19 protein-coding genes are annotated in these 20,764 nt (G+C 72.4%); 7 read left to right on the top strand and 12 right to left on the bottom strand.

The window, feature by feature from the left end:
- Positions 1-6: 6 nt before the first annotated feature.
- Both FRANEAN1_RS36300 and FRANEAN1_RS36295 read right to left on the bottom strand, forming a co-directional pair.
- Positions 7-1,044 (bottom strand): alpha-ketoacid dehydrogenase subunit beta, encoded by a 1,038-nt coding sequence (locus tag FRANEAN1_RS36300; protein ID WP_347177287.1) that lies wholly within the window; start codon positions 1,042-1,044, stop codon positions 7-9.
- A 125-nt stretch (positions 1,045-1,169) separates the two neighbouring features.
- Positions 1,170-2,249, bottom strand: coding sequence for a thiamine pyrophosphate-dependent enzyme (locus FRANEAN1_RS36295; protein ID WP_020464642.1), 1,080 nt, complete (start codon positions 2,247-2,249; stop codon positions 1,170-1,172).
- 221 nt (positions 2,250-2,470) lie between these two features.
- Here FRANEAN1_RS36295 and FRANEAN1_RS36290 point away from each other — a divergent pair, with 221 nt between their 5' ends.
- From FRANEAN1_RS36290 to FRANEAN1_RS36280, 3 genes are all read left to right on the top strand, one after another.
- Positions 2,471-3,418 carry an LLM class F420-dependent oxidoreductase gene (locus tag FRANEAN1_RS36290; RefSeq protein ID WP_049796104.1) on the top strand — a complete coding sequence of 316 codons (948 nt, stop codon included), beginning with the start codon at positions 2,471-2,473 and terminating at the stop codon, positions 3,416-3,418.
- Between the two features lie 613 nt (positions 3,419-4,031).
- Entirely contained in the window at positions 4,032-5,183 is a 1,152-nt protein-coding gene (locus tag FRANEAN1_RS36285) for a CapA family protein (RefSeq protein ID WP_157472929.1), read from the top strand.
- A 330-nt stretch (positions 5,184-5,513) separates the two neighbouring features.
- Positions 5,514-6,473, top strand: coding sequence for a hypothetical protein (locus FRANEAN1_RS36280; RefSeq protein ID WP_020464639.1), 960 nt, complete (start codon positions 5,514-5,516; stop codon positions 6,471-6,473).
- Between the two features lie 205 nt (positions 6,474-6,678).
- Here FRANEAN1_RS36280 and FRANEAN1_RS36275 read toward each other — a convergent pair whose 3' ends face one another.
- Positions 6,679-7,248, bottom strand: a complete 570-nt coding sequence (locus tag FRANEAN1_RS36275; RefSeq protein ID WP_347176908.1) for a Fur family transcriptional regulator — start codon at positions 7,246-7,248, stop codon at positions 6,679-6,681.
- Positions 7,249-7,409: 161 nt separating this feature from the next.
- Between FRANEAN1_RS36275 and FRANEAN1_RS36270 the strand changes: the two genes are divergently transcribed.
- Together FRANEAN1_RS36270 and FRANEAN1_RS36265 are read left to right on the top strand one after the other, a co-directional pair.
- Positions 7,410-7,811, top strand: coding sequence for an SCO5389 family protein (locus FRANEAN1_RS36270; protein ID WP_020464637.1), 402 nt, complete (start codon positions 7,410-7,412; stop codon positions 7,809-7,811).
- 301 nt (positions 7,812-8,112) lie between these two features.
- On the top strand, positions 8,113-8,814 hold the full coding sequence (locus FRANEAN1_RS36265; RefSeq protein WP_020464636.1) for a hypothetical protein: 702 nt from the start codon (positions 8,113-8,115) through the stop codon (positions 8,812-8,814).
- A gap of 86 nt (positions 8,815-8,900) precedes the next feature.
- On the opposite strand, the gene FRANEAN1_RS36260 is transcribed toward FRANEAN1_RS36265, so the two are convergent.
- Together FRANEAN1_RS36260 and FRANEAN1_RS36255 are read right to left on the bottom strand one after the other, a co-directional pair.
- The gene (locus FRANEAN1_RS36260) at positions 8,901-10,826 is read right to left on the bottom strand and encodes a glycosyltransferase family 39 protein (protein ID WP_157473816.1); all 1,926 of its coding nucleotides are present in this window, start codon (positions 10,824-10,826) and stop codon (positions 8,901-8,903) included.
- A 334-nt stretch (positions 10,827-11,160) separates the two neighbouring features.
- Positions 11,161-12,375 carry a pyridoxal phosphate-dependent aminotransferase gene (locus FRANEAN1_RS36255; RefSeq protein WP_020464634.1) on the bottom strand — a complete coding sequence of 405 codons (1,215 nt, stop codon included), beginning with the start codon at positions 12,373-12,375 and terminating at the stop codon, positions 11,161-11,163.
- Positions 12,376-12,470: 95 nt separating this feature from the next.
- Here FRANEAN1_RS36255 and tnpA point away from each other — a divergent pair, with 95 nt between their 5' ends.
- Both tnpA and FRANEAN1_RS36245 read left to right on the top strand, forming a co-directional pair.
- Positions 12,471-12,893: an IS200/IS605 family transposase gene (tnpA, locus tag FRANEAN1_RS36250; RefSeq protein WP_020464633.1), complete on the top strand. Its 423-nt coding sequence runs from the start codon at positions 12,471-12,473 to the stop codon at positions 12,891-12,893.
- Positions 12,890-14,089: an RNA-guided endonuclease TnpB family protein gene (locus FRANEAN1_RS36245; protein WP_020464632.1), complete on the top strand. Its 1,200-nt coding sequence runs from the start codon at positions 12,890-12,892 to the stop codon at positions 14,087-14,089. The genes tnpA and FRANEAN1_RS36245 overlap by 4 nt, the downstream gene beginning before the upstream one ends.
- Before the next feature lie 94 nt (positions 14,090-14,183).
- Here FRANEAN1_RS36245 and FRANEAN1_RS36240 read toward each other — a convergent pair whose 3' ends face one another.
- The 7 genes from FRANEAN1_RS36240 to FRANEAN1_RS36210 all read right to left on the bottom strand — a co-directional run bounded on the left by FRANEAN1_RS36240 (position 14,184) and on the right by FRANEAN1_RS36210 (position 20,652).
- A complete protein-coding gene (locus tag FRANEAN1_RS36240) occupies positions 14,184-15,113 on the bottom strand; it encodes a metal ABC transporter permease (RefSeq protein WP_020464631.1) in 930 nt (309 codons plus the stop codon).
- Positions 15,113-15,979, bottom strand: a complete 867-nt coding sequence (locus tag FRANEAN1_RS36235) for a metal ABC transporter permease (protein WP_049796103.1) — start codon at positions 15,977-15,979, stop codon at positions 15,113-15,115. The genes FRANEAN1_RS36240 and FRANEAN1_RS36235 overlap by 1 nt, the downstream gene beginning before the upstream one ends.
- A gap of 55 nt (positions 15,980-16,034) precedes the next feature.
- Positions 16,035-16,949, bottom strand: coding sequence for a metal ABC transporter ATP-binding protein (locus tag FRANEAN1_RS36230; RefSeq protein ID WP_347176907.1), 915 nt, complete (start codon positions 16,947-16,949; stop codon positions 16,035-16,037).
- Positions 16,950-16,995: 46 nt separating this feature from the next.
- On the bottom strand, positions 16,996-17,964 hold the full coding sequence (locus FRANEAN1_RS36225) for a metal ABC transporter substrate-binding protein (protein WP_347176906.1): 969 nt from the start codon (positions 17,962-17,964) through the stop codon (positions 16,996-16,998).
- A 148-nt stretch (positions 17,965-18,112) separates the two neighbouring features.
- Positions 18,113-18,754 carry an OmpA family protein gene (locus tag FRANEAN1_RS36220; protein WP_347176905.1) on the bottom strand — a complete coding sequence of 214 codons (642 nt, stop codon included), beginning with the start codon at positions 18,752-18,754 and terminating at the stop codon, positions 18,113-18,115.
- The gene (locus FRANEAN1_RS36215) at positions 18,751-19,404 is read right to left on the bottom strand and encodes a hypothetical protein (RefSeq protein ID WP_347176904.1); all 654 of its coding nucleotides are present in this window, start codon (positions 19,402-19,404) and stop codon (positions 18,751-18,753) included. Before FRANEAN1_RS36215 ends, FRANEAN1_RS36220 begins: the two co-directional genes overlap by 4 nt.
- Before the next feature lie 204 nt (positions 19,405-19,608).
- Positions 19,609-20,652, bottom strand: coding sequence for a hypothetical protein (locus FRANEAN1_RS36210; protein WP_020464625.1), 1,044 nt, complete (start codon positions 20,650-20,652; stop codon positions 19,609-19,611).
- Between the last annotated feature and the right edge of the window lie 112 nt (positions 20,653-20,764).

The raw sequence follows: 20,764 nt of genomic DNA, 5'->3' as shown, positions 1-20,764 counted from the left end.
ATCTCCTCAGTAGCCGAACGATCGGTCGACGGCGTCGAGGATCCGGTCGACGTCGGGGAGGTAGTGGTCTTCCAGCCGGGCCGGGGGGTACGGGGTGTCGAACCCGGTGACCCGCAGCACCGGCGACTCCAGGTGGTAGAACGCCTGCTCGGTGACCCGGGCCGCGATCTCCGAGGACAGCGAGACGTTCGACGGAGCCTCGTGCACCACCACGAGACGTCCCGTGCGGCGCACCGACTCGACGACCGGGTCGAGGTCGAGCGGCGAGAGCGAGCGCAGGTCGATCACCTCGAGCGAGCTGCCGTCGTCCTCGGCGGCCACCTGGGCGGCGTCCAGGCAGGTGCGGACCATCGGGCCGTAGGCGACCAGGGTGGCGTCGGCCCCGGGCCGCACCACCCGCGCGGTGTGCAGCGCGAGCTGCTCCTGCACCGGCATGCTGGCGAGTGGGGTGGTGTCGACCTCGCCCTTCTCCCAGTAACGGCGCTTGGGCTCCAGGAAGATCACTGGATCGTCCGAGGCCACCGCCTGCTGGATCATGAGGTGCGCGTCGGCAGGGTTGGAGCAGGTGACGACCCGCAGCCCGGCGGTGTGGCAGAAGTACGCCTCGGGTGACTCGCTGTGGTGCTCGACCGCTCCGATCCCGCCGCCGTAGGGGATGCGGATCGTGACCGGCAGCCGGATCCGTCCGGCCGAGCGGTAGTGCAGCTTGGCGAGCTGGCTGACGATCTGGTCGAACGCCGGGTAGACGAAGCCGTCGAACTGGATCTCGCAGACCGGGCGGAACCCGCGCATGGCCAGGCCGATGGCGGTGCCGACGATGGCCGACTCGGCGAGCGGGGTGTCGATGACGCGGTCCTCGCCGAACCGGGCCTGCAGGCCGTCGGTGATACGGAAGACGCCGCCGAGCTTGCCGACGTCTTCGCCCATGATCACGACCTTCGGGTCGGCGGCCATGGCCGAGAGCAGGCCCGTGTTCAGCGCCTTCGCCAGGGTCAGGGTCTGGCGGGGGCTCGCCGGCGGCTCCCCGTCCGTCGCCGGGCCCACGGAACCGACAGAGTCCGGAGCGATCGAGTCCGGACCGATGGAGACCGGATCGACCGGACCCGGGTCGATGGCGTCGATAGAGCCGATCGGGCCGGTTGCCGCCCCCGTGGCCGTATCGCTGGTCGTCAAAGCAATGCTCCCCGTAGTTCCGTGAACGCGGCGCGCTCGGCGGCAACCAGATTGTTCTCCGTCACCTGGACGTGGTCGAACAGTGCGGCCTCGGGCGGGTCGGGGAGCGCGAGGCAGCGGGCGCGCAGGTCCGCCGCCACGGCGTTCGCCTCAGCGGCCAGGCCGGCCTCCCGCTCGTCGGTCAGCGCGCCGCGGGCCCGCAGATGGATCGTCAGCCGCTCGATTGGGTCGCGCATCCGCCAGCTGGACACCTCGTCCGCCGGGCGGTAACGCGACGGGTCGTCGGCGGTGGTGTGCGGATTGATCCGGTACGTCAGCGCCTCGACCAGGACGGGGCCGCCCCCCGATCGGGCCTGCCGCAGCGCCCACCGGGTCACGGCGAGGGTCGCGAGGACGTCGTTGCCATCCACTCGCACGCTGGGGAAGCCGAAGCCGCGCGCCCGCTGGTAGACCGGCACCCGGCTCTGCCGCCGGTACGGCTCGGAGATCGCCCACTGGTTGTTCTGGCAGAAGAACACCAGCGGCGCGGAGAAGACGCTGGCCCATCCGAAGGCCTCGCTCACGTCGCCCTCGCTGGACGCGCCGTCCCCGAAGTAGGAGATCGCGGCGCCGTCGCCGCCGTCCCGGGTGATGCCCATGGCGTAACCGGCGGCGTGCAGGGTCTGCGACCCGACGACGATCGCGTAGAGAGCGAACCCGTGTTCGGCCGGGTCCCAACCACCGAGCGACGTCCCCCGGAACAGGCCGAAGACGTGCAGCGGATCGACCTCCCGACACCAGGCCACACCGTGTTCCCGGTAGGAGGGGAAGGCCATGTCGGATGGGCCGAGCGCGCGACCGGAGCCGACCTGCGCCGCCTCCTGGCCGCGCAGGCTGGCCCACAGGCACAGCTCACCCTGGCGCTGCAGCGCTGTTCCCTCGTCGTCGAGACGCCGGACGATGATCATGTCCCGCAGCAGGCCGAGCAGGTCGTCGTCGGTTACGTCGGCCACGAATGCCTGGTAGTCGGTCTCCTGCCCGGAGTCCGAGGCGATGCGGCGGCCGTCGGGGGTGAGCAGCTGCACGAGCTCCGTCACACGGGCAAACGATAGTCCTCGTCCCGGCCGCGGCAACCCGACAACGCGATGTTCGTCGCGCCTGGTGAGATCCCGGTGGACGATGTTCGCCGGGCCGGGTGGGACCCGACAGGCGACGCCCGCCGCGGCGGGTGGTGGTCGGGTGCCCCCGATACGGTGACCCCGTGAGCGACCCAGTGAGCGACGCAGCCAGCAGCTCGGCGGGCCATCCCGGCACGCCCATGACCGCCGGGAGCCCGCGGGGTTCGGAGCCGCCCGGCGAACGCCCGCCGGCCGGGGCGATTCTCGGCAAGGTCGGCATCTGGAGCGGGCAGTTCGACTTCTCCAGCGCTGCCACGGTGCGCGAGGCGGTGTCCGAGCTCGACGAGCTCGGCTACTCCACCCTGTGGACGGGCGAGGTCAAGGGCCGCGAGGTGCTGGTCACCGCCGGCCTGATGCTCGCGGCGACGTCCCGGATGACGATCGCGACCGGGATCGCGCAGATCCTCGCGCGCAATCCCCTGACCATGGCCGCCGGCCAGCTCGCGCTCGCGGAGGCGTACCCGGGGAGGTTCCTGCTCGGGCTCGGCGTCTCGCACGCGGAGCTGATGCGCATCCGCGGCGCGACCTACGCGAAGCCCCTGGGCCAGATGCGGGCCTACCTGGACGAGATGGACCGGATGGCCGCCGAGCAGTACCGGGCGGTCCCGCCGGAGGGAGTCCAGCCGCGGGTGCTGGCCGCGCTGGGGCCGAAGATGCTCGGCCTGGCAAGCGAGCGCGCGGACGGCGCGCACACCTACTTCGTGCCGCCGGAGCACACCGCCGACGCCCGCGCGGCGCTCGGGCCGGGGAAGCTGCTGATACCCGAGCAGGCGTTCGTCCTGCACCGGGACGCGAGCGAGGCGCGGGAGCTGGCCCGCCGGCACACGGGGTCCTACCTGCGGCTGCCGAACTACACGAACAACCTGCGCCGGTACGGCTTCACCGATGACGATCTCGCCGGCACCGGGTCCGACCTGCTGGTCGACACGATTGTCCCGTGGGGGGACGCCGACGTCCTGCTCGGCCGGGTCAAGGAGCACCTGGACGCGGGCGCGGACCAGGTGGCCGTGCAGGTCCTGGACTTCGACCGCAGGGGGCTGCCGCGCCGGCAGTGGCGCGAGCTGGCCCCGGCGCTGCTGTCGCTCTGAGGTCCCCGCCCGGGTCGTTCCGAGGTTCCCGCACGCTGGTTCCCGCACGCTGGTTCCCGCACGCTGGTTCCCGCACGCTCGGAGGCGGCCGTCGCCCGCCGTGCTCGGGCCAGCCGTCGTGGGTACGCCACTTTTCAACCTGATTGAGTATTTAGTCCGGTAAGCGACATTTTTCGGTGGGTCGCAATCTCGGACGGCCCCCGGCCGGATCCACTGCCGTCCCGGTCCTGTGAGCTCCATGTCGCAAATGCGACCCGTTGCCCCGGGGCGGCGCGGACGGCGATATTACGGTCGGTGCCGAATTTCCGATCGCTCCGGGGCGGCGCGCATGTTTCGCGCCGTTCCCGGTTCCGGAGTGCGTCCGGTATGTATCGGTGGGTTCCGCGCAGCGCAGCGGCGATGTGCCGTCGCGGAGATTCCCGGTAGGGTGACTTTCGTTCGATGATTATCGCGGGCGGGGGTCGGGTGAATGCTCGGGGATGACGGAGACGGCCGGCAGGGGCCGACCTCCAGGCGCCGGTACGGTCGCCGGTCGGGCCCCGCGCGCCGATCCGGCGGATTCCGGGAAAGCTGGGGCGCAGCGGTCGCCGGAGGCACTGTTCTCGCGGTCGCCGTGTGCATCGGCCTGGCCACGTTCGGCCTGATGGGCGGCGGTGATGACCCTTCGGGGAATCTCGCCGCGCTCGGCGACACCGAGCAGGGCCGGGACGGCCAGCCCGCATCCCAGCAAGGCGCATCCCAGTCACCCCAGGCATCTCCGCCCGCCGAATCGTCGGCCCCCGCCGGGCAGGGGGCGGCGGGTAGCGGCCCCCGGCGGCCGACCGGAAAACCGGTCCGCATCGCCTTTGGCGGGGACGTCCATTTCGAAGGCGCGCCCGGGCAGCGGCTGGCCGCTGATCCCAATACCGCGGTGGGGCCCATGGCACAGACCCTGTCCGCGGCGGACCTGGCCATTGTCAATCTGGAGACCGCTGTCACGACCGGCGGCACGCCGGCCACCAAGGCGTTCGTATTCCGTGCACCGCCCACCGCATTCACCGCCATGCACGCCGCCGGTATCGACGTGGTGAACATGGCGAACAACCACGGAATGGACTACGGGGTCGAAGGTCTCGCGGACTCGCTGCGCAGCGCCCGAGAGGCCGATTTTCCGACCGTCGGTATCGGCGCGGACGACTCGGCGGCCTACACCCCCTACGTGACCACCATGAACGGCCAGCGAATAGCGATCTTCGGTGCGACGCAGGTTCTCGACGACGAGCTGGTCCCCGCGTGGACCGCCGGGCCCGGCAAACCCGGGCTCGCCTCGGCGAAGAAGGTCGAGCGCCTGGCCACGGCGATCCGCGAGGTGCGGCCGACCGTGGACACCGTGGTCGTCTACCTGCACTGGGGGGTCGAGCGCGAGGCCTGCCCGAGCGACACGCAGACCGGCCTGGTCGCGCCGCTGGTTGCCGCGGGCGCGGACGCGCTGGTCGGCGGGCACGCGCATGTCCTGCAGGGCGCCGGGTGGAACCACGACGGCGTGTACGTCGGCTACGGCCTGGGCAACTTCGTCTTCTACGCTTCGGGCGGCGGCCCGAACACCGAGACCGGCGTGCTCGAACTGACCTTCCAGGGCCGGGCGGTCACCACGGCCAACTGGGTACCCGGCCGGATCGTCGACGGGGTCCCGCGCCCGCTGACGGGCGCCGCCGCCAGTCAGGCCCTGACCAGCTGGAACAGCCTGCGCGACTGCACGGACCTCTCCGGCACGGCCCCCTGGTAGACGGCACCCCCGGGCCGGTCACCGGTACCGCCCCCCGGTAAACGGCACTCCCGGGCAGGCCGACGGATGCCCGCCCGCCCGTTCAGGTAATTGTCCCCCGGCGTTCGCCGCCGGGGGCTTCAACCTGCTGTACCTTGGCTCGCAGGAAGCCGTGACAAAAGCCGGCACGAGTGGTGCTCCAATCGCCACATCGCGGTGCCTCGGAAATGCCTTCCCGTCCTTTCCTTCTTTTGGTGACGCGTGACGCCGGTCTTCTGTCGAGAAGACGCGTCGCGAAATCGGCGCCTGTCCTTGGTGCTCCGTCCAGCCCTTTGTCGAACCGGGAGTGTCGTGTCGCGTACCCTGCGCAAGAGGTCGAGCCGCCGCGGACTGGCCGCCGGCGTCGGCCGCAAGATACTCGTCGCCTTCGTCTTTCTCGCCGGGAGCGGGCTGGTGGTGGTCGGGGGGCCGTCGCCCGCGTGGGCCGCCGACACCACCCAGTACGCCGGCGACTCCACCCGGGGCAACGGGGCGGCCGTCCCGTTCGAGGGCCTCACGGACCAGAACGGCGGCCCGGTGCCCATCTCCGGGGCCATCGGCGTCGACCTGGTTCTCGGCTCGACGCAGCAGCCCTACCTGCCGTGCCAGAACTACAACCGGACCACCGGTACCGGCGACACCTTCGTCAACGCCTGCCAGGAACGGGGCAGCTACGCGACGTACACGCGTTTCGCCACGGGCAAGGGGCTTGTCTTCCCCAACGGGTACTTCATGGGCGACAGCCAGCCTGACCTGGTCAAGGGCGGCACGCTGAACACCGGTTGGGGCCGCCGCACGGCCGGGCTTTCGTTCGAGTTCTACCCGCAGGTCGACCGGGACGCCGAGTTCGTCCACTCGCGTTTCTACATCGACGTCTTCGACCATCGCGCCAACGGCTGGACATACTCCGCGCACGTCGGCCGCATCAAACTGACGACGCTCAATGATCCGGGTACGGCGCAGGTCGGCGGCCGGCTCACCGACGGTGGCCAGACACCGGCCCGTGACCGGGTGAAGTTCCTTATCTTCGGCGGTGACGCCCGTTCGTCGACCGGGTACCCGATCTCGTCCTTCGCCGTCTTCACGAGCTCGGGGGCGGCGAACTGGAGCAGCGGCGCGCTGTACGCCGGCGCGCAGCGCATCACCGTCACAGACACCGCGACCGGCCGCGAATGCGTCATTGACCTGAAGCCGATCAGCGGTCGGGGCAACGCGCTCGACATCGACCTCTCCCGGCCCGGCTTCGGCCACGAGGGCAGCGTCTGCCACTGAGCAGTGCCCTCAGTTCACGAGGTGCTCTCAGTTTGCACATCGCCGGGCAGCGGGACCTGACGTGCATAGAACGGCGGCACCGGCCAGCGGCCGGGACGGCTTGGCTGTCCCGGCCGTTTTACATTTCTCCAACCGCTTTCGCGGGCGTTCGTTCAGCCGTTTTCGCGCGTTCGCGCGTTCGCTCGTTCGTCTCCGCGTGTTTCGCTCAGCCGCCGCCGCGAGGGCGGCCGGGGCTGTTGTCGCTGTTGCGTGAGGCGGCGCACCGTGCGCACGTTCCGTAGATCTCGACGGTGTGTACGACGTCGGTGAAGCCCTCCGCGCTGGCCACGGAGGACGTCCAGGCCTCGATCTCGGGGCCGGCGATCTCCACCGTGTGGCCGCAGTGGCGGCACACGAGATGGTGGTGGTGACCGTCCGTGGTGCACCGCCGGTACACGGTCTCGCCGTCATCCCGGCGCAGGACGTCCACCTCGCCGCGGTCGGCCAGCACCTGCAGGTGACGGTAGACGGTTGTCAGGCCGACGGACTGGCCCTCCTGGCGTAGGCGGGCGTGCAGGTCCTGCGCGCTGGTGAAGGCGTTCGTCGCCGCGAGCGCGGAGGAGACCGCGTCGCCCTGCCGGGTGGCCCGGACGGAGGTGCCGCGGCCGCGACCCGGGCGGGACACCGCCCCGTTCGGGCGGTCACCAGAGCCAGCGCCGGCGCCGCCTGCCGCCCGGTCGGAGGCCGCTGACATGCCGCGCGGGGAGCTCACCCGCTCGCCTTCCACACTCGCCACGACATCCACTCTCTCATCTACCCGGCCCGTCTGGAGGGCGCGCGATCTCCTCAGTTCTCGTCATGGGAACGGTGTTGACATCGGTTTTCATTTCGTGCGACGGTGTGTGACGTCGTCGGCGCCGACTGTCGCCAATCCGTGTACTTCCCTGGAGGTTCCAGATGTCACTGACCGTCACGCCCGAGCTGGTCGAGGCCGCGGGCGAAGGCCGGATGACCGACGAGGACTTCGTCGCGTGCGTGCGCACCTCGCTCCCGTACGCCTACCGGCTGGTCGAGGAGCTGGTCACGGCCCTGCCCGACGCCGGCCCCGCGGGCCGGGATTTCGCCGACAACCAGGTGCCCCCGCCGGACGAGGCCGCGCGCGGGCAGCTGCTGCGTGCGATGGCCAGCACGTCCATCCGGTCGGCGCTCGAACGGCACTTCGGTGTCGCGCTGGCGTTCCAGAACTGCCACCGGGTCGCGGCCTTCGCCCCCGAGGCCGTCGGGCGCGCGCAGTACCAGGCGTTCGTCTCACCGCGGGCACAGGTACTCAACCAGCAGCCCGAATTCGTCGACTGCTAGGCCACATTCCCAAGCCAGGCGTGGGCGTTCGCCCCGCCCCGGGGCCCCTCGCCGGGCGCTCGCCCCGGGAACCCACCTGGGCACCCGCCCCAGGAACCCAGGTGGGCCTCTGACCCAGGAGACCCGGGACCCACCCCGGCTCCCGGCCGGCCCGGCCGTTCTGTCGCGTTGTGGCCTCGCTGCTGTCGGTTGCCCTCAGGTCGGCCCGGTGACCAGCACTGAGGTCATTTGAGGCGGCGGAATGTCCGTCCCGTACCCTTTGCTCGCGGTAATACGGTGGCGGGCAATCCGGGGGTGGTGGGTGGCAGGACGTCCGGCCTGGCTGCAGGGGGGGTCGTGGCGGATCGCCGAGCCGCCCCTGACCCCGGCGGCGACAGGTGCCGCGGTGCTCGGCGCGGTCGTGCTGGTCGTCGGGTGCGTCCTGACCGCCGGATCGGGCTTCGACGAGGGCTCCACGGCGACAACGCCGGTGGGAGTAGAAGTCGATCAGGGCCCGCTGGCCTCCTGGTACACGTCCACCCAGGGGATGCGCGGCAGTATCGCCACCAGCGTCGCGTCCGCGCGCGCCTTCCTCGACGCCCAGGACGGCGCCTCACTGCGCCCGCTGTGCATCCAACTGGCGGCGGAGGGGCAGCAGGCGGGCGGGCTCACACCCGGGCCGGACCAGGAGGCGCAGCGGCTCTTCACCAGCGGCGCCGGGCACTACGAGGCTGCCGCGCGCACCTGCGCCCAACTCTTCGACGGCACGCAGATCCCCGCCGCGCAGCTACAGGCACAGGTCCGGGCGGCGCTGGCCGACGGCGACCGCGACTGGGACGCGCTGGCCACCCGCGTCGGCCTTCCCATGGCCCATGCCGGGCCGACTCCACCGGCCGCTACCGACGGCTCGGGCGGCACGGGCGGCACGGCAGCCACCGATGGCACGGGCGGTACCGGCGACACAGACGCCACGGGTGGGACGGACGGCAGCGGTGCCCCGGAGGACACGAGTGCGTCCGGGTGAGACCTCCGCCGTGCGGACCCGCGCGGCCGTGCCGGCTCCGAAGGCCGTGCGGCACGGCCGCGCGGGTCCGGGCCCGGTGGGTGTGCTCAGCCTGCGTTGTCGGCTCGGTGCCCGCACGGGGTGAGGACGCGCAGCGTGCCGGTGAGCTCGAAGTCGTGTGTCCAGGCGGGGCACCAGCCCGCGGCCCGTGCCTCGTCGAGCGAGTGGCCCGTGCCCCGGCGGTCGTAGGCGAGGACGAACAGCAGCACCCGCCCCTCCGGGCCCGGGGCGCGCCGGGTGAGTGCCCGCCCGACGCCGCCATCTCCGATCGCGGTCAGGAACACGGTCGAGGAGCGCGGCACCCGCGGTCCCACCGGCCCGGTCACCACATCCGCGCCCGGCCCGCCGGGACGTTCCTGACCGGGCGCATCCTGACGGGTCGGGCCCTGACCGGCTGTGTTCGCGGCGGGCGCGTCCTGGCCAGCCGCACTTTGGCCGGCTGCGTCCTGGCCGGGTGTCCGGTCGTCGGAGGCGCCGTCCTGGCTTACCTCCATCCCGTACAGCCAACCCGCGCGGGCGAGCCGGCCGCCTACGACGACCAGGTCGCCGGGCCGGTAGAGCCGGCGGGCGGTGACGGTCGCGTCCACCATCAGGTCGATCGGACGGCGGTCGCCGCGTTCCTCCCACAGTGGGTGCAGGGCGCTGACCGCGGCGGCGGGCACCGCGGCCGCGGCGAGGACGGTCACCGCCGTCACCGCTGCCAGCAGGCCCGCCGCCGTGCGCTGCCAGCCGGCTGTGCGCTGCCAGCCGGCCGTGCGGCCACCGGCCGCGCGGCCACCGGCGGGATCGCCACCGGAAGGACCGTCCCCGGGGCGGCCGGCGACCCCGGCTCCCGCCCACGCGACGCGGGCGGTGCGGGCCAGCGTGGCGGCTCCGGCGGCCGCGACCACGGTGAGCAGCGGGACGAGGAAGACGTTCGTCCGCACGGCGCCGAACGGCCAGTACCGCCCGGCGCTCGCCGCCAGCACCATCAGCTCGGCGCCGCCGGTCGCGACCAGCAGCACCCGGCCATCCGGGCGCCGGGCGAGCGTGACCACTCCGGCCAGGAACGTGATCGCGACGGCACAGCCAAGCACGATCACTGCCGGGTCGGACGAGTCGGTCAGCGGGTGAACCAGGTTCGGGTCATAGCGGTCGATGCCCGGGGGCGCGCCGGCCGCGGTCGCCGCGAGCTGGTCGGCGACGAAACGGATCCCGTCGGGCAGTCCGCGCCCGGCCAGGAAGTGGTCGTCCCAGAACGTGCTCGCCCGTTGGCCGGACTGGTGCAACACGAACAGCGCCGCGTGCAGCCCCGCGATCACGACGGCGGGGGCGTCGCACAGCGCGGCGCGAACGGCCGCGCGAGCAGGTGGACGGAAGGCCCTGCGAGCAGCTGGGCGGGCGGCCGTGCGGCGGCCAGCCCAGCCATAGGCGCCGTGCAGAGGCCGGGCGACGTCCACGACGGTCAGCGGGACGATGAGGAAGACCGCGGGTAGGGAGAACAGTGCGAGGACGCCGACGGCGAACCGGCTCCACAGCAGCGCGCGGGTGGTGGAAGCGGCGCGCATCCAGAGCATGACCACGGCCAGCGCGCAGGCCGCGTCGAGGGTGTAGGGCTTGACCTGGGACGCGAGGTCCACGACGGTGCCGCCGAGCGTGACCGTCAGTGCCGCCGTGAACGCCGCTGTGCGTCCGGTCAGCCGGCGGGCCAGTAGCCAGGTGCCCGCGGCGAGCGCGACGAGGGGAACGGCGGAGGGTAGCCGCAGGGCCCAGGCATGCCACCCGAACACGTCGCCGCACACCCGGAGCAGACCCATCGAGCCGATCGCGGACGGCGTGTTCGCCACCGAGAGCTCCGACCAGAAGGTCCCCGGCGGCTCGGCGACGAAGTGCGGGCGCCACAGCTCGTCGTACCAGAGCGGCTGGCGGAAGCGTTCCCACAGCACCGCCTGGACCGCGACCGCCAGCAGGCTGACTACGACCACCGCCAGCATGTCGACCGCGCCTCGCGGCCCGGTTGTTTCACGTGTGTCCGGCGCAGGCCCCACCACGCCGCCGCTGATCACCGCGACGGCCTGAACCGCCCCGCTGGCCTGGACCGCCGAGTCGGCCTGAACCGCTCCGTCGCCGCGGGTCACGCCGCCGCCCCGGATCGGCGGGATGTCCAGCTCGTGGGCGGTTCGGCCGGCTGGCCGGTCGGTTCCACCGGCCGGCTCGGCCAGCACACGCGTGTCCTCCACCCGGTTGTCCACAGGTTCTGTCCACAGAGCACCCGTCCCTTGTGGACATCGCCTGTGCGGCGCCGCCCGGCAAATCCGGACGAGGCGCTCAGGTCCGAGCGTAGGTGGTCAGGAACCGGTCGATCCGACCGACTGCGTCGGTCAGGTCGTCGACGCACGGCAAGGTCACAAGCCGGACATGGTCGGGCCGCGGCCAGTTGAACCCGGTGCCCTGCACCAGCAGGATCCGCTCGGCCTGCAGCAGGTCGAGCACGAAGCTCTCGTCGTCGTCGATCGGGTAGACCTCGGGATCGATGCGGGGGAACGCGTACAGCGCGCCGCGCGGGGGCACACACGACACCCCGGGGATGTCGTTGAGCAGCTTCACCACCGTGTCGCGCTGCTCGAGCAGCCGGCCGCCGGGCAGGACGAGATCGCCGGCACCGCTGCCCTCGGCGAGCGCGGCCTGGAGCGCGAACTGGCCGGGCACGTTCGCGCACAGGCGCATGTTCGCCAGGATGTTCAGGCCCTCGATGTAGCTCGACGCGTGCTGGCGGGGCCCGGAGAGGGTCATCCACCCGGAGCGGAAGCCCGCCAACCGGTAGGCCTTCGACAGCCCGTTGAACGTCACGCAGAACAGGTCGGGGGCGAGCGCCGCGGGCGAGTGGTGCTCCGCGCCGTCGTAGAGGATGCGGTCGTAGATCTCGTCGGAGAACAGCATCAGGTGGTGCCGGCGGGCGACCTCGATGAGCTCCTCGAGCACCGGCCGGTCGTAGACGGCCCCGGTCGGGTTGTTCGGGTTGATGATCACGATGGCGCGGGTACGTGGGGTGATCTTGCGGATGATGTCGTCGAGGTCGGGATTCCAGCCCGCGGACTCGTCGCACAGGTAGTGCACGGGCCGCCCGCCGGTGAGGCTGACCACCGCCGTCCACAGCGGGTAGTCGGGAGCGGGGAGGAGTACCTCGTCGCCGTTGTTCAGCAGCGCCTGCAGCGACATCATGATCAGCTCGGAGACGCCGTTGCCGAGGTAGACGTCGTCGGGCGTGACGCTGGTCATTCCCTTGCCGGCCGCGTAGCGCACGACGGCCTCACGGGCGGGGAGCAGGCCCTTGGAGTCGCTGTAGCCCTGTGCTGCCGCGAGGTTCTCGACCACGGCGGCGAGCACCGAAGGCGGCGCGGAGAAGCCGAACGGGGCGGGGTTGCCGATGTTCAGCTTCAGGATGCGCTGGCCTGCGGCCTCCAGCCGGGTCGCCTCGTCGAGGATGGGACCTCGGACGTCGTAGCAGACGTCGGCGAGCTTGTCGGACTGGGCGAACTCCATCAGGCGCTCCCGAGGGGATTGGCGCCTTCAGCCGTCAGGGGAATCGGGTATGGACCGTAGCCCTGGTAGGTGTGCGGCGCTGGCATACTTGGATCATGGTTCGGCGGGCGGCGGTGGGCGCGGGTGGCGTCTACGACCTCGGGTACCACGTCGTGTGGTGCCCGAAGTACCGCCGTCCCGTGCCCGCCGGGCCGATCGGTGCCCGCTGCGGCGAACTGGTTCGCGAGAGGTGCGCCGAACGCGACTGGTCGGTCATCGCGCTGGAAGTCATGCCCGACCACGTGCACCTGTTCGTCAAGGCTCACCCGAAGCACTCCCCGTCGTATGTCGCCAACCAGCTCAAGGGTTTCCCCTCGCATGTGCTGGGTGAGGAGTTCGGGCACCTGTGGTCCCGGCTTCCCACCCTGTGGTCACGGTTGTACTTCGTGGCCGCTGTCGGTGTGGTGTCCGTGGACACGGTCCGCCGGTACATCGACACCCAGTACGAGTGGCCGTGGCGCATGGAGCACGCCCGGTGAGACGTTCCTTCAAGTTCCAGCTTCGCCCGACCGCCCGGCAGGCCGCGGCGCTGAGTGTGATGCTTGGCGACCATCGGGCGCTGTACAACGCCGCGTTGCAGGAACGCCGCGACGCCTGGCGTCACCCGTCGAAGACCATGATCCGCTACGGCGACCAGTCCGCCCAGTTGAAGGAGATCCGCGCCTGTGATCCGGACCAGGGCCGCTGGTCGTTCTCCTCGCAGCAGGCCACCCTGCGCCGGCTCGACAAGGCAATGGCCGCGTTCTTCCGCCGGGTCAGGGCGGGTGCGGCGCCGGGCTACCCGCGGTTCAGGGGCGCGGGCCGGTTCGACACGGTGGAGTGGCCGAAGGACGGTGATGGTTGCCGCTGGGACTCCCAGCCCGACCATCCCACCCGGACCTGGGTCCGACTGCAGGGCATCGGACATGTCAGGGTCAACCAGCATCGGCCCGTGGCCGGCACGGTCAAGACGATCAGCCTGAGGCGGGAAGGCCGCCGCTGGTATGTGCTGTTGTCCTGCGACGACGTACCCGCTGAGCCCGCCCCGGCCACCGGGGCGGTGGTCGGGGCGGACCTGGGTGTGGCGTCGCTGGTAACCCTCTCCGACGGCCGTCACGTCGGGAACCCCCGTTACCTCGCGGCGGCGGCCGGCCGGCTCGCCCGGGCGCAGCGGGAACTGGCCCGCAAGAAGCGCGGGTCCACCCGGCGCCGGAAGGCGGTCGCCAAGGTCGCGGCGCTGCACGGCGCGGTGCGCCGCCAGCGGCTCGATCTTGCCCACAAGGCGGCCCTCGGGCTGGTCCGTGAGCATGATCTGATCGCCGTCGAGGCGCTGCGGGTCACCAACATGACCCGCAGGGCCAGACCGAAGCCCGACCCTGACCAGTCGGGGGCGTTCCTCCCGAACGGTCAGGCCGCCAAGTCCGGGCTGAACAAGTCGATCCTTGACGCGGGATGGGGGGTGTTCCTCGCTGTGCTGCGCGCCAAGGCTGAAAGTGCCGGACGGGTGGTCGTCGAGGTCAACCCTGCCAACACCTCCCGCACGTGTGCGGTCTGCGGGCACTGCCACGCCGACAACCGCAGGACACAGGCCGCGTTCACCTGTGTCGCCTGCGGGCATGCCGCGCACGCCGACGTGAACGCGGCGGTCAACATCCTTCGGGTCGGGCTGGCCCGTCAGGCCGACGAAGCGGCCTGAGAAGCCGGCGGCTTCAACCGTCGGAGTAGTCACGTGCCCAGGGTAGATGCCGTGTCGACCGGATTTCCTGCCCCCGTGTGCCGTGGGCGTGGGCTCACCCGCGGTGGGTGGCCGCGGCGATCCGCGCCACCGGCGCTCCGGACAGCCCGCCCCGGGGTGCCAGGGCGAGGGAGAGCACAAGGGCCGTGGCGAGGGTCAGCACGATCGCCCCGCCGGCGGCGACGTCCCACTGCTCGCTGACGGCGAGCCCGACCACACCGCAGACCACGGCCACCGCGATCGAGACCGCGGTCATCGTCGACGTGCGCGAGCACCACAGCCGGGCGGTGGCGGCCGGCCCGACGACCAGCGCGACGGCCATGATCGTGCCCACCGCGGGCAGCGAGGTGACGACCGCGGCCTCCACGAGCAGCAGCAGGACGAGCCCGAGCCATCTGGACGGGTACCCGGCCGCGGTGAGCGCGGTGGGGTCGAACGCCCCGAGCAGCAGCTCCTTGCGTAGCGCCACGAGCGCGGCGAGCACCACGACGGCCGTCACACCGCTGACGACCAGATCGCTCTCCTGGACTGTCAGCACGGAGCCCACCAGGAAGGCGCTCAGATCACGGTTCGACCCGTCGCGGGCGGACATCAGCGCGACGCCGAGCGCGAACCCGCCGGAGAGGACGACGCCGGTCACGGTGCTCACGTCCCGCCCGCCGGTGCCTGCCCGCCCCGCGCCACCCAGGCCAGCGCCCGCGCCACCCGAGCCGGTGCCGGCCGAGTGCCCCGGGGTGCCGGTGAGCAGGGCGACCACGCTCACCAGCAGCACGCCGAACAGCCCGGCGCCCAGGACGAGGTTCATCCCGATCAGGGAGGCGATCACGACGCCTGGGAAGGTCGCGTGGGTCATCGCCATGGTGAGGAAGCTGAGCCGGCGCAGCACGACGTGCACGCCGACGGCGCCGCACAGCGTCCCGACGATCAGCACCTCGAGGAGGGCCCGCCGGGTGTAGCCGTCGCCCAGCGAGTCGAGCAGCGCCATCAGGCCGCCCCCCGCGACGAGGCGGGCCGCCGCTGCCGGCGCTCGCGGGAACGCGCGCCCCGTGACCGGCGCGGCAGCATGGCGACGAGGAGAGCCAGCGCGTAGATCGCGACCAGCGCCAGGACGACCGTCGCGCCGGCGGCGAGCCGTATCTCGTGGCGCACGGACGCCTCGTAGCTGGCGACCAGGCCGAGCCAGCCGCCGAGGACCCCGAGCCCGATCGAGGCCAGCACGATGACCACCAGCCGGTCGCTGAGCAGCCGGGCCGCCGCCGCCGGGATCACGATCAGGGCAATGACCAGCACCGTCCCGACGGCGCGGACGGCGGCGACGACGACGAGCGCGATCACCAGGTTGAGGACGAGGTCCAGCAGCCACACCGGGTACCCGGCCGCGCGCGCCCCCTCCGGGTCGAACGCCCGCAGCAGCAGCTCCTTGTGGATCAGCGCGAGCACCGCGAGAGCCACGGCGGCGGTCACTGCGGTCACGGTGATGTCGGTGGAGTCGACGGTCAGCAGACGTCCGAAGAGGAACGCGGTGAGATCCGACGTGTAGGACTCCCGGCGCGAGACCAGCACGACACCGACGGCGAAACAGCCGGTGAGCAGCATCGCCATGGCCGCGTCCTCGGTGACCCGCCGGGTGGAGACCAGCGCGGTGAACCCGGCGGCGGCCGCGACGGCGACGAGCAGCGCACCAGGCACGATGCCGGAGTCGCCGGCGATCAGAAAACCGATCACGACACCCGGGAAGACGGCGTGGGTGAGCGCGTCGGTGAGGAAGGCCAGCCGGCGCAGCAGGACGAGGACCCCGACCACGGCGCTCAGCGTCCCGAGCAGCAGTACCTCGAGCAGCGCCCGGTACATGAACGGCCGCTCGAACGGCGCGATCAGGAGATCGCCGGGCGTGCTCACGGCCCGGTCACACGCGGGTCACGACGACGCCCCGGCCGTCGATCTCCAGCGCGGCGCCGCCGTAGGCGGCCCGCAGGGGCTCCGCGGTGAGCGCCTCGGCGGGCGGCCCGAACGTGATCTGACGGCCACTCAGCAGGCACACCTCGTCGCTGATGAGCTGCGCCAGGGCCAGGTCGTGGGTGGAGACGACGACGGCCGTGCCGGCGGCGGTCAGCGTACTGAGCGTGGCGAGCAGGGCGTCCTGCGAGACGACGTCCACGCCGTTGAACGGCTCGTCGAGCAGCAGCAGGCGGGGCTGGGCGGCGATGGCGCGGGCCAGCAGCACCCGCTGGCGCTGCCCTCCGGAGAGCGTGCCGAAGCGATCCCGGGCCCGGTGGGCCAGCCCGACGGCCTCCAGCGCGGCCTGCGCCGCCGCCCGGTCGGCGCGGCCCGGACGGCGGATCCAGCCGATCCCGCGGTAGCGGCCCATCAGCACGACCTGGCCGACCGAGATCGGGAAGTCCGGGTCGAGCGTGTCCGCCTGTGGCACGTAGGCGACCTCCCGGCGGGCGGCGCCCGGGGGACGTCCCAGCACCGTGATCAGCCCGTCGACCACGGGCACCAGGCCGAGCACGGCCTTGATCAGCGTTGACTTGCCCGCGCCGTTGGGCCCGATGAGGGCCAGCGTCCGGCCCGGGTGGAGGACGCCGTGCACGCCGTGTAGCACCGGCACCCTGCCGTAGGCGATGCTCGCGTGCTCCAGCGACAGTGCGGCGGGAGCGGCGCCGACCTGGTCGGGGAGCGCGATCGCGTCGGCCGCCAGTGCTGTCGCCACTGCCGCCACCGGCGCCGCGGTCGTCGGTATCGCCACCGGCGACGGTGACGGGGCTCCGTCCGGCCCGTCCGGCGCGGTCAGGCACGGTGCCTGAGCGTTACCGGTCATGATCGACCACCGGTCCATCCTGTAGATCCTGGCTGTGGGTCCTGTCTCACCGGAGGGCGTTGACGATGGTATCCGTGTTGTGCCGTTCGGCTTCGAGGTAGGTGGCACCATCAGACCCCGCCGGGCCCAGCGTGTCGGCGTAGAGGGCACCCTCGCCGGCGACGACGCGGACGCCCGCCTCGCGGCCGATGGTCTGCGCCGTCCGCGGCGGCAGGGATGACTCGGAGAACACCGCCACGACGCGGGACGCCCTGATCCGGCTGACGATGTCGTCGATCGCCCGGCCGGAGAGCTCGGCGGACGTGTCGAAGCTCGGGATGATCGACCCGACGAACTCCAGGCCGTACCGGTCCACGTAGTAGCCGAACGAGTCGTGGTTGGTGACCAGCTTGCGCCGGTCCGCCGGGATGGTGTCGATCTTCTGCTGGTTCTCCCGGTCGAGCTCGTCCAACTTGGTCGTGTAGCCGGCGAGGTTGGCGCGGTACGTGGCGGAGCTCTCCGGATCGGCCGCCGCGAGCCCCTTCTCGACGTTCGTGACCATGATCTTCGCGTTGCGCGGGTCGTGCCAGACGTGCGGGTCGCCCCCGGCGTGCTCGTCCTCATGCGCACCCTCGTCGGCGTGGTCCGTGCCCCCTCCGGGCTCACTCCGGACGGTGACCCCGTCGGCCATCACGACCTCGACGCCGTCGAAGCCGCTGGCCGAGATCGCGTCGTCGAGCCAGCTCTCCAGGCCGACACCGTTCTCGATCAGGACGTCCGCGGAGCCGATCGCCTCGAGATCGGCCGGAGAAGGCTCGTAGTCGTGCGGATCGACGCCCGGCCGCAGGATCTGCCTGACCTCGATGCCGTCACCGCCGATGACGCGGGCGAAATCCGCCGCGTAGGTGGTCGTCGCGACCACCCGTGGCGCCGAGCCGCCCGCGCCGCCGCCGGAGCCCCCACCCGAGCCGCCGCAGGCCGCCAGCGCGGCGGCGAGCGCAGCCGCGGTGAGCAGAGCGGCGGCGGGACGCGCCACCGGCAGCGACCGGGGGCGCGAGGCCTGGTCCGACGGGTGTCCGGCGGTGGACCGGAGGGGCAGGGGCGACATGAGGAAAATGAAAACGGTTGTCGATGCAGATGTCAAATCGAACCGGCATGGTCCAAACGGATGGCGCCCGCGGAGGTCAGCTGGCCAGGAAGCTGATCTGGACCCGCCTGTTCAGCGCGCGCCCAGCGGCGTCGTCGGACCCGTCGGGCCGGGTGTTCGGCGCGACGGGGTCGGCTCCGCCGCGGCCCGTAGCCGAGACGCGCGTGCCGCTCGGTACGGCTGGGCGGAGCAGATCCGCGACCGCGTTGGCCCGGCGCTGCGAGAGGATCACGTTGTAGGCCGGGGTGCCGAGGCTGTCGGTGTGGCCGAGAACCGTGACCGTCCTGGTGGCGGGGCCGACCCGGCCCGCGAGCGTGGCGATCTCCGTGCGCGCGGCCTCGGTCAGATCGTCGGAGTCGAAGGCGAACAGGACGTCCGCGCTGATCGTGACGGTGACCCGGTCGCCGGACCGTTCCTCGGTGACCAGCGGGAGCACGGAGTCCGCCGGGTCGATGGTGAGGACCGAGCCGGCGGCGTCGAGCGGGCGCACCGAACGGGTGATCTCCTCGGCGGGCACATCGGCCGGGGGCGGTGGTGCGCTCGTGGCGCCGAGGGCCCCCGGGCTCTCCGCCCCGGCGAGCACCCAGAGCGCCGCGGTGACCAGAGCCAGCCGGGCGGCCCGGCCCGCGATCGCCGTCACTGTCGCTGTCGCGGCGGGGGGCCGCGGGAGCGCGCTCAACGCGTGATCGCGGCGTCGTCGACGATCACCCGGTCGTTGAGGTAGACGTCCACGGTGGTCACGTCGGCGGGCGGTGCGGCGAAGGTGAACGAGCCGGTCACAGGCACGTTGTTGCGGGTCCGGGTGGTTCCCGAGGCGGCGCCCAGCGCCACTCCGGCGGAGTCCCGCACGACGGTGTAGCGGCGTAGGTTCACGGAGTCGACCAGGGTGACAGCGGCGTCGCGCCGGCCGGCCATGTCGTAGAGCGTGATGCCGGTGCCCGGGTCCTTGGCGTAGCGCGGGGTGAAGAGCAGATCGAGGCGGGCGAGTTGGCCGTCGACCCGCAGCCCGACGAAGCCGACCTCGACGTCCCCGTCCGCTCCCTGGATCCGGGTGGTGCGGCTCGCGGTCGGCGTTCCCGCCGGCGGGGCGGTGGAGGCGGTCGGCTGCTGGCTCGCGCCCGGTGTGCCGCTCGCCGGGGTGGACGGGGGCGCCGCGCTGTCATCGGAGCCCGAGCAGCCCTGGACGACCAGGCAACCGACCAGCAGACAGCTGGCGAGCAAGGCGGACGCACTCCGCGGGCGCTTACTCGGATCCAGCGTCGTCGCCGGAGCGGGTGGCATCTCCGGGACGGGCGTCGTCGCTGGGGTGAGCCGGGGCAGGTGGGGCATCGGACCTCCGGGCGGGAGGGTCAGGGTCGTGCGATGCCGATTATGATCCCCGCCCGGCCGGCCTGGGAGCCGGGATGGACACCGCCCGAGCCCAGTCCGCCACCCGTGGGTCGAACGGCGAGAGCGGGCGCGCTGCGCTCTCGCCCAGCAGCGCCGGGGCGGGGCCGGGTCCGTCCGCGGGCGGTTCCGGCCTGTTCTGGCCGCTCATTCGGTTCCGTGCTCCGCCTCTTCCAGCAGGAGGCGCAGCTCGAGCCCGAGCGAGCGAGGTTCGGCCAGCGGCGACCGGAACAGCACCCGGACGGCGTCGGCGCCGTCGGGGCCGATCCGCCACATGTCCAGGCCGGCCCGGTCGAGCGAGGTCACCGACGCGCCGATCACCTCGTCGGCGCAGATGCTCCCGGCCGCCGTGACGCCGCGCGCGGCGAGCTGGCGCATCTGGGCGGCGTGGGCCTTGTTGAGGTGCTCGATCAGGTCCGGGGCGTAGGCCGTCACGAGGTCGGGCTCGGCGAGGGCGTACGAGGTGAGCTCGACGCGGCGGGCCGGCCCGAGCGACGACCAGCGGCCGCCGGGACGTGCCGCCGCGTCGCGCCGCGTGCCCCGCGCCCGGCGGGTGACCCGGGACCGCCGCGGGGCCGGAGCCTCCACGACCTCCGGGCCCGCCGCCAGTTCGGCACCCGCCGCTTCCGTGTCGGTAGCCAGTTCCGTGCCCGCGGCCAGCTCGGCGTGTGCGGCTTCGGTGCCTGCCGCGAGCTCGGTCGCGACCGGCACGGAGCCGGCGGCTGTCCGGTCGGCGGCTGTCCGGCCGGCGACCGGTGCCCGGGTGGCGCCGGCCGGCGCTTCGGCGCGGCCGGGCAGGCAGATGAGCACCTCGTCCACGGCCACGGAGAGGACACGCAGATCGGAGATGTCGCCGGAGGTCACCGTGATGCTGCGCCCCAGGTTGCCCAGGCGTTGGACGAGCTCGTCGGCGGTCTCCGCCGCCGAGGCCAGCACCCCCGCGAGGACCAGGCGCTCCCCGTTGTGGCCGGGCACGTCGACGCGTGCGCGGCGGCCGGAGTCCGCGCACCGCGCGGGCGGGCTGTCGGCGCCCACGAGCAGCAGGGGCTCGCCGCCGTCGTCGATGAGTCCGACCCAGCCCCGAACGTGGGCGCAGGGCAGCGTGAGCAGCGCGCAGCGGCCGCCGGCGAGGATGGTCCTCGCCTGCTCAGCCAGCACGGGCATGTCGACGTCCGAGCTTGGACTCGTCACCGGGCCTCCTCCTGTCATCAGGTAAGGCTTACTTAAGTCGTCGAGAGCCCGATGGTCAAGCCTTTCGTCCAGTTGTGGTCCCCTGTCTCAGATCAACACTGGTCGCGATTCC

The sequence above is a fragment of the Parafrankia sp. EAN1pec genome (assembly GCF_000018005.1).
Lineage (GTDB): Bacteria > Actinomycetota > Actinomycetes > Frankiales > Frankiaceae > Parafrankia > Parafrankia soli.
The sequence above is the reverse complement of the archived record's forward strand: the minus strand, read 5'-3'. Positions and strand labels throughout refer to the sequence as shown.

Coding starts and splice junctions, on each gene's coding strand:
- FRANEAN1_RS36290 (WP_049796104.1), top strand. CDS start 2,471: ATGACCGCCGGGAGCCCGCGGGGTTCGGAGCCGCCCGGCGAACGCCCG.
- FRANEAN1_RS36270 (WP_020464637.1), top strand. CDS start 7,410: ATGTCACTGACCGTCACGCCCGAGCTGGTCGAGGCCGCGGGCGAAGGC.
- FRANEAN1_RS36260 (WP_157473816.1), bottom strand. CDS start 10,826: ATGCTGGCGGTGGTCGTAGTCAGCCTGCTGGCGGTCGCGGTCCAGGCG.
- FRANEAN1_RS36255 (WP_020464634.1), bottom strand. CDS start 12,375: ATGGAGTTCGCCCAGTCCGACAAGCTCGCCGACGTCTGCTACGACGTC.
- tnpA (WP_020464633.1), top strand. CDS start 12,471: ATGGTTCGGCGGGCGGCGGTGGGCGCGGGTGGCGTCTACGACCTCGGG.
- FRANEAN1_RS36240 (WP_020464631.1), bottom strand. CDS start 15,113: ATGGCGCTGCTCGACTCGCTGGGCGACGGCTACACCCGGCGGGCCCTC.
- FRANEAN1_RS36235 (WP_049796103.1), bottom strand. CDS start 15,979: ATGTACCGGGCGCTGCTCGAGGTACTGCTGCTCGGGACGCTGAGCGCC.
- FRANEAN1_RS36230 (WP_347176907.1), bottom strand. CDS start 16,949: ATGACCGGTAACGCTCAGGCACCGTGCCTGACCGCGCCGGACGGGCCG.
- FRANEAN1_RS36215 (WP_347176904.1), bottom strand. CDS start 19,404: ATGCCCCACCTGCCCCGGCTCACCCCAGCGACGACGCCCGTCCCGGAG.